Annotated in this window: 7 protein-coding genes; 2 read left to right on the top strand and 5 right to left on the bottom strand. The window is 63.9% G+C overall.

Annotated features, from left to right (window positions below; all coding sequences use genetic code 11):
- Nucleotides 1-406: 406 nt before the first annotated feature.
- The 3 genes from NKH59_RS19480 to NKH59_RS19470 form a co-directional block, all read right to left on the bottom strand.
- Nucleotides 407-1,015, bottom strand: coding sequence for a glutathione S-transferase family protein (locus tag NKH59_RS19480; RefSeq protein WP_352541074.1), 609 nt, complete (start codon nt 1,013-1,015; stop codon nt 407-409).
- A 263-nt stretch (nt 1,016-1,278) separates the two neighbouring features.
- Nucleotides 1,279-2,133, bottom strand: coding sequence for an EAL domain-containing protein (locus tag NKH59_RS19475; RefSeq protein ID WP_352506737.1), 855 nt, complete (start codon nt 2,131-2,133; stop codon nt 1,279-1,281).
- Entirely contained in the window at nt 2,130-3,023 is an 894-nt protein-coding gene (locus NKH59_RS19470; protein WP_352541073.1) for an EAL domain-containing protein, read from the bottom strand. Before NKH59_RS19470 ends, NKH59_RS19475 begins: the two co-directional genes overlap by 4 nt.
- Nucleotides 3,024-3,225: 202 nt before the next feature.
- Here NKH59_RS19470 and NKH59_RS19465 point away from each other — a divergent pair, with 202 nt between their 5' ends.
- Nucleotides 3,226-4,428: a pyridoxal phosphate-dependent aminotransferase gene (locus NKH59_RS19465; RefSeq protein WP_352541072.1), complete on the top strand. Its 1,203-nt coding sequence runs from the start codon at nt 3,226-3,228 to the stop codon at nt 4,426-4,428.
- Nucleotides 4,429-4,434: 6 nt separating this feature from the next.
- On the opposite strand, the gene NKH59_RS19460 is transcribed toward NKH59_RS19465, so the two are convergent.
- The gene (locus NKH59_RS19460; protein WP_352980362.1) at nt 4,435-4,830 is read right to left on the bottom strand and encodes a (R)-mandelonitrile lyase; all 396 of its coding nucleotides are present in this window, start codon (nt 4,828-4,830) and stop codon (nt 4,435-4,437) included.
- A gap of 30 nt (nt 4,831-4,860) precedes the next feature.
- Entirely contained in the window at nt 4,861-5,460 is a 600-nt protein-coding gene (locus NKH59_RS19455) for a methyltransferase family protein (protein WP_352541071.1), read from the bottom strand.
- A gap of 144 nt (nt 5,461-5,604) precedes the next feature.
- On the opposite strand from NKH59_RS19455, the gene NKH59_RS19450 reads away from it, so the two are divergent.
- Complete coding sequence (locus NKH59_RS19450) at nt 5,605-6,471, top strand: alpha/beta fold hydrolase (protein ID WP_352475048.1); 867 nt, start codon at nt 5,605-5,607, stop codon at nt 6,469-6,471.
- Nucleotides 6,472-6,518: the final 47 nt, after the last annotated feature.

The raw sequence follows: 6,518 nt of genomic DNA, 5'->3' as shown, positions 1-6,518 counted from the left end.
CCCCCCCCCCCGCCCCCCCCCCCCCCCCCCCCCCCCTCGCGCCGCCCCGCTCCTCCCCCCGCCCCCCCCGCCTGGCCCCCCGCGCGCCGGCGGCGCCCCCCCCCCGCCCCCCCGCGGCAAGTCACGGATGTACTGGCGGTCGCGCGAGAAGCGCGCCGGAGCGAAAGACCCCGACAAGCCGAAGCAGCAGATTGCTGCCGGCCCGGCCAAAACGCTCCCGATCAGGCTACCAAGCATGGGAAGGCGGGATTTTGTCCCGCCTTTTTGCTGTCTGGATTTTAAACGCCGACAATTGGCGAAACCGGCGATACAGCTCCTTCTCCCCGTATAGTGACGGGGAGAAGGACGCTTTCGCCAAAGCTTTCGCCAATTGTCAACGTTGCTCAGCAAAGTCGGCGAGCTGCGCTCAACCCACCCACTCCAGCGGCACATGCCCCGGATCGGCCTCGACCCTTTTCAGCCAGGCGGCAACCGCCGGATAGGCGTCGAGCTGAAACCCGCCCGTCTCGGCCGTATGCGTATAGGCATAGAGCGCGATGTCGGCGACGCTGAGCGCATTGCCGGCAAAGAACGTGCTCCCGGCCAGGTGCTTGTCCATGACGCCGAGCGCCTTGTTGCCGCGCTCCAGCGTCAGCGCCAGCCGCTCGGGCGTTGCGTCCTTGGCTCTTTCAGGGAAGGTCAGCAGCGCCCTGCGCACGGCGATATAAGGCTCGTGGCTGTATTGCTCGAAGAACAGCCACTGATAGGCCAGCGCGCGTTCGTATCTGTCCGCTGGCAGAAACCGCGTGCCTTCGGCGAGATAGAGCAGGATGGCATTGGATTCGGCCAGCCGCCGGCCGTCGTCGAGTTCGAGCAGCGGCACCATGGCGTTCGCGTTTTTCGCGACATAGTCGGGCTTGCGCGTGTCGCCGGTGTGCGAGCTGACCTCGACATTGGTGAAAGCGATGCCGAGCTTGGCCATCAACAGGCGCGGCTTGTAGCAATTGCCGCTGTCGATCATTCCATAGAGTATCATCGGTGCTCCCCCTTGCTCGCAACCACCCCTCTCAGGGCTTGATCCAGCCTCTATCGCGGCAGCGGCGGCTTCATCCAGTGATTTGTTTTGGCGTAAGCATCAGCGCCGCTGATGCATTTCAGGATATGTCGAGATTCAAGTCAGGCCGAGCCGAGAAGAGCGGGTTCCGAGAACCGGAGCGGAGCGTACTTTTTGGGTACGTGAGCACCGGAAGCGCAGGACCCCCCGTTCGCAGGCCGGCATCACTTGAATATCGGCATATCCTAGCCGAACAAGGGGATGACGTTGCTATCCCTGCCAAGCAGCCTGTCGATCGACAGAGGCTCCTCGTCGAACAGCGTACCGGCCAGCGCCGGCCGGGCAAGGTAAAAGCCCTGCAGCAGGTCGACGCCGCCATCCAGCGCGACGCGCAGATGCGTGGCGTTCTCGACGCCTTCGACCAGCACCTTGGCGCCACGGTCGTGCAGCGTCGAAACCAGCGGCCGGAAAAACCGCTCGGCGGCGGCATGGCGGCAGAATTCTGCGAACCAGGTGCCGTCGATCTTGACGATGTCGGGCTGCACCAGCGCTACCCTTTCTTCGGTCGAATGCCCGGTGCCGAAATCGTCGATGGCGATGCGGACGCCGTCGCGCCGCATCTCGCGCGCCAGGCTGACAAGCACCTTGTCGCCGGCCGCCTGTTCGGTGATCTCGCAGACCAGCATGCCGGGATGCAGGCCGAAATCCGCCAGATGCCTGGTCATCAGCCTGATTTCGGCCAGCGCCCGTGCGGGGTCATCGTTGATCAGCGGATTGTAGTTGAAGAAGAGGTCGAGCCCGTCGACGCCGATGTTGCGGAAGTTGCGCAAATGCAGCACCCGGCACATGGTTTCGACAAACAGCCGATCCGCTGCCGGCACGCCTTCGAAGAAGATTTGCGGCGCCACCGGCCTGCCTGCACGGTGCGGCTCGATCAGTCCCTCGACCGCAACGGCGGCGAGAAACCTGCCGCGCGGCGCGAAGACCGGCTGATAGGCGCTCCTCAGCCGGAATGCGCCGTAGACGCCATATTCGATGCCGACCTCGTCGGCAAAGATCGCTTCGCCGACCTTGCGCCGCATGTCGGCCCGCCCGGTCACGATGCCACCCTGCGCCCGAAAGCCCGCATCGGTCGCCGCGAGGTCGAAACGGCCGTGGGCACTTTGTCCTTATCGGGCGACACCGCTGATGCCTGCCCGGCCTTGTCGAAGACGTGAAAGCTGGTCGGTGCAAGCTCCGGGCGTGCCAGCACGAAGCCTTGCACCATCGAGGCGCCCGACTTTTCGGCGAGCTCGAGCTGCCAGCCCGTCTCGATGCCCTCGAATACCGTACGGATGCCTTGCTCTTCGAAGCTGGTCACCATAGCGGTCAGCAAGGCGAAGCCGGCACCGGATTCCATCAGCGTCATGATCCAGTCGGCGTCGAACTTGACGATGTCTGGCCTGAGTTCCTTGATGCGATTGATGTCGGATTCGTCCGCGCCGTAATCGTCGACGGCAATGCGCAAACCATTGCCCCTGAGCGCCTCGACGAAATTGTAGAGCGTTTCCTGCGACGCCGATTTCTGTTCGGTGACCTCGCAGACGACGCGGTGCGGATCGATGTCGGCCTCGTGCAGCACCAGCCGCATTTCGCGCAGCGCCTTGTCGGCGATGCTGCGGTCGGTGAACACCGATGGATCGAAATTAATGAAGATGGAGGCGTCTCGCGGCAGGCAGGCGCCGGCGTTCAGAAGGTGCAGCGTCCGTGTCAGCGCCTCGATATGCAGGCGGTCGACCGCCGGACAGCTGTTGAAGAAACTCATCGGCGGCTGCGGCTCGCCTTCGCGGAACGGCCGGATCAGCCCCTCGAACGCGACGACGGAAAGCTTGCCCTTGTTGAAGGCGAAGATCGGCTGGAACGCGCTTTGCAGCGTATAGACCCCCCAGACACCGCTGGCGGTGCCGTCATCATGGCGGATGATATGGGCAAGCCCGATGCTGCGCGTCACGGTTCCTCGCTGTGCGAGACTGGCGGACCGGCTACGGTCCTGCCGTTCTAGCTTTTACCGATCGTTGGTGAATTTATTGTTGCCAGCATTGCGCGCTGGCTCATTCGACAATGCCTGCGCTGGGCTTGCGCTTGACCAGATGATGCGACATGAGAGGCGCCGCGGCGCTTTCGCCCGCCGGTCTTTTCTGGAGATATCTGTCATGGCCTTTCTTGCCGACGTCCTTTCCCGCGTAAAGCCTTCCGCGACCATCGCGGTGACGCAGAAGGCGCGCGAGCTGAAAAACGCCGGCCGCGACGTGATCGGGCTGGGCGCCGGCGAGCCGGACTTCGACACCCCCGACAACATCAAGCACGCCGCGATCGAGGCGATCCGCCGCGGCGAGACGAAGTATCCGCCGGTATCCGGCATTGTGCCGCTGCGCGATGCGATCGCAAAAAAATTCAAGCGCGAGAACAATCTCGACTACCGGCCGGAGCAGACCATCGTCGGCACCGGCGGCAAGCAGATCCTGTTCAACGCCTTCATGGCGACGCTGAACCCCGGCGACGAAGTGATCATCCCGCGGCCCTACTGGGTCAGTTATCCCGAAATGGTGGCGATCTGCGGCGGCACCTCGGCCTTTGCCGACACCTCCATCGACAACGGCTTCAAGCTGACGGCGGCCGTGCTGGAAAAGGCGATCACGCCGCGCACCAAATGGCTGTTGATGAACTCGCCGTCCAACCCCTCGGGCGCCGCCTATACCGAAGCGGAGCTCAAGGGCCTGGCCGACGTGCTGTTGAAGCACCCGCATGTCTGGGTGCTGACCGACGACATGTACGAGCACCTGACTTATGGCGACTTCGTCTTCAAGACCATCGCCGAGGTCGAGCCGAAGCTCTATGAGCGCACGCTGACGATGAACGGCGTGTCAAAGGCCTATGCCATGACCGGCTGGCGCATCGGCTACGCGGCAGGCCCGGTGCCGCTGATCAAGGCGATGGACATGATCCAGGGCCAGCAGACCTCCGGCGCCTGCACCATCGCCCAATGGGCGGCGGTCGAAGCGCTGAACGGCCCGCAGGATTTCATCCCGAAGAACAAGGCGATCTTCCAGGGCCGGCGCGATCTCGTCGTCTCGATGCTCAACCAGGCGCGCGGCATCACCTGCCCGTCGCCGGAGGGTGCGTTCTACGTCTATCCCTCCTGTGCCCAGCTGATCGGCAGGAGGACCAAGAACGGCAAGGTGATCGACAGCGACGAAACCTTCTGCTCCGAACTGCTCGAGGCCGAGGGCGTGGCGGTTGTTTTCGGCTCGGCCTTTGGCCTCGGCCCGAACTTCCGCATCTCCTACGCCACGTCGGAGGCTCTGCTCGAAGAGGCCTGCACGCGCATCCAGCGCTTTACCGCCGCGCTGGTCTGAGACGTTTCAGCCGCCATACTGCTCGTCGTTCACCTTCTCCAGCCAGTCGACATGCACACCCTCAAGCGCCTCCTGCATGGCGATGTGGGTCATCGCCGATTTGGGCGCGGCGCCGTGCCAGTGCTTTTCGCCGGCCGCAAAGGAGATGACGTCGCCGGCCCTGATCTCCTGCGGCGGCCCGCCCCAGCTTTGCACGAGACCGGCACCGGATGTGACATAGAGCGTCTGGCCAAGCGGATGCGTGTGCCAGTGGGTGCGGGCGCCGGGCTCGAAGCTGACCAGCGTGGCTCTGAGCCGCGCCGGCGCCTCTTTCTCGATGATCGGCGTCTGCAAAACCCGGCCAGTGAAGTATTTTTCCGGCGCAACAATCGTCGGCACGCTGCCGCAGGCAATGATCTTCATCGTCGCAAATCCTCGATTCAATCCAGTGTCTTAGACCCTACCACTTTCGTCCGATGCCGGCTGCATCTCCTGCCGGCTGCGGGCAAAACGCGGCCAGAACAGACCGGTCCGCGTGCGGTAAGCGTCGTAGGCATCGGCCAACCTTGTCCGCGAAAATTTTCGCTCTTCGTCCAAGGCCGCGATCACGTAGATCGTAACGATGCCGGCGACCGGCACCACCGCCCAGACCGACCAGGTCGCGATACCCCATCCGACCCAGAAGATGATGTAGGACGTGTAGAACGGATGCCGGACATGGAGATAAGGGCCTTCGGTCACCAGGCTGTCAGGATTGTCAGGATCGAATGCGAACCGCAGCCCCGCCTTGCGGGAGACCGAGATCGCCCACCAGAACAGCGCCGAGCTTGCCAGTTCGATGGCGAGCCCGCCGATCTTCGCCGCCAATGGCTGCCGCTCGATCCACAGCAGCGCAAGAAAGAACAGCGCCGTGCCGACCACGACGGCCGAAATGATCATCGCGCCTGGAGACATGCTCGGCGACTGGAAATGCGCGCGCATCGACCAGGCATATTGGCCGAGCGTCGCGATGCTGCTGATCGAGACGAGAAGGTCGAGTGTGGACTCCATCATCAGGCTCCGGGGGTTAGCTGTGGTGGATTCGTTCATCATACCCGGCGCAAGCCGAGAAATCATTTCTTAACCACCGTTCTAAACAACATGGTGACCTCGGCATGCGATGTTGACCTGGAGACAATCCCAAGGTCCAAACCAGATATGGCCGTTTCCCACCGCACGATCCGTACGCCGCAAGCGGATTTGCGCCTCAGCCAGTCGTCGGGACCCGGCATCCCGCTTGTCCTGATCCACGGCTCAGGCAGTTCGCGCGCCGTATTCGCCCGCCAGTTCGACAGCCCGTTGGCCGCTGCCCATCGGTTGATTGCTTTCGACCTGCCCGGCCATGGCGAATCGTCGGACGCCCGCGATCCGGCGACGGACTACACAATCGCCGGCCTTGCCCAATCGGCGGCCCAGCTCCTCGATGCCTTGGGCATCGGCCGCGCGGTCGTCTTCGGCTGGTCGCTTGGCGGGCACGTGGCAATCGAACTCGCGAGTTTTCACCGCGCCGTCGGCGGGCTGATGCTGACCGGCGCGCCGCCGGTATCGAAGGGTCCTTTCGGCATGCTGCGCGGCTTCCACGCGCATTGGGACATGCTGCTGGCGTCCAAAAAGACGTATTCCGAACGCGATGCCGAGCGCTTCGAGACGCTGTGTTTCGGCGACACCGCCGATCCGTCCTTTCGCCAAGCCATCCTGCGCACCGACGGCCGGCTGCGCGCCGCGGTGACGCGCGGCATGCTCACCGGCAAGGGTGCCGACCAGAGACAGGTGGTCGAGCAAGCCGCGTTTCCGGTCGCTATCGTCAATGGCGAGAACGATCCGTTCGTCCGGCTCGGCTATTTTGAGACGCTCGCCTACGGCTCGCTGTGGGAGCATTGCCACATCGTCTCCGGCGCCGGGCATGCGCCTTTCTGGGAGCGTGCGGACCTGTTCAATCCGTTGCTCGCGCGCTTTGCCGAGACGGTGGCGGTGCAGCGCGTGGACGCACCCCCGCTGGCGTCGCGCCTGACCGGCACCGGCTGAACCGGCCCCAACTTCAAATCCCTTCAACTTCAAATCCCTTGCCCTCC

Origin of the sequence: Mesorhizobium sp. M0998, assembly GCF_040318885.1 — a bacterium.
Classification (GTDB): Bacteria; Pseudomonadota; Alphaproteobacteria; order Rhizobiales; family Rhizobiaceae; genus Mesorhizobium.
This window is presented reverse-complemented; position numbering and strand designations above follow the sequence as displayed.

Bases quoted from the DNA above. Each gene is read 5' to 3' on its own strand.
- NKH59_RS19480 (WP_352541074.1), bottom strand. From the start codon at position 1,015: ATGATACTCTATGGAATGATCGACAGCGGCAATTGCTACAAGCCGCGC.
- NKH59_RS19465 (WP_352541072.1), top strand. From the start codon at position 3,226: ATGGCCTTTCTTGCCGACGTCCTTTCCCGCGTAAAGCCTTCCGCGACC.
- NKH59_RS19460 (WP_352980362.1), bottom strand. From the start codon at position 4,830: ATGAAGATCATTGCCTGCGGCAGCGTGCCGACGATTGTTGCGCCGGAA.
- NKH59_RS19455 (WP_352541071.1), bottom strand. From the start codon at position 5,460: ATGATGGAGTCCACACTCGACCTTCTCGTCTCGATCAGCAGCATCGCG.
- NKH59_RS19450 (WP_352475048.1), top strand. From the start codon at position 5,605: ATGGCCGTTTCCCACCGCACGATCCGTACGCCGCAAGCGGATTTGCGC.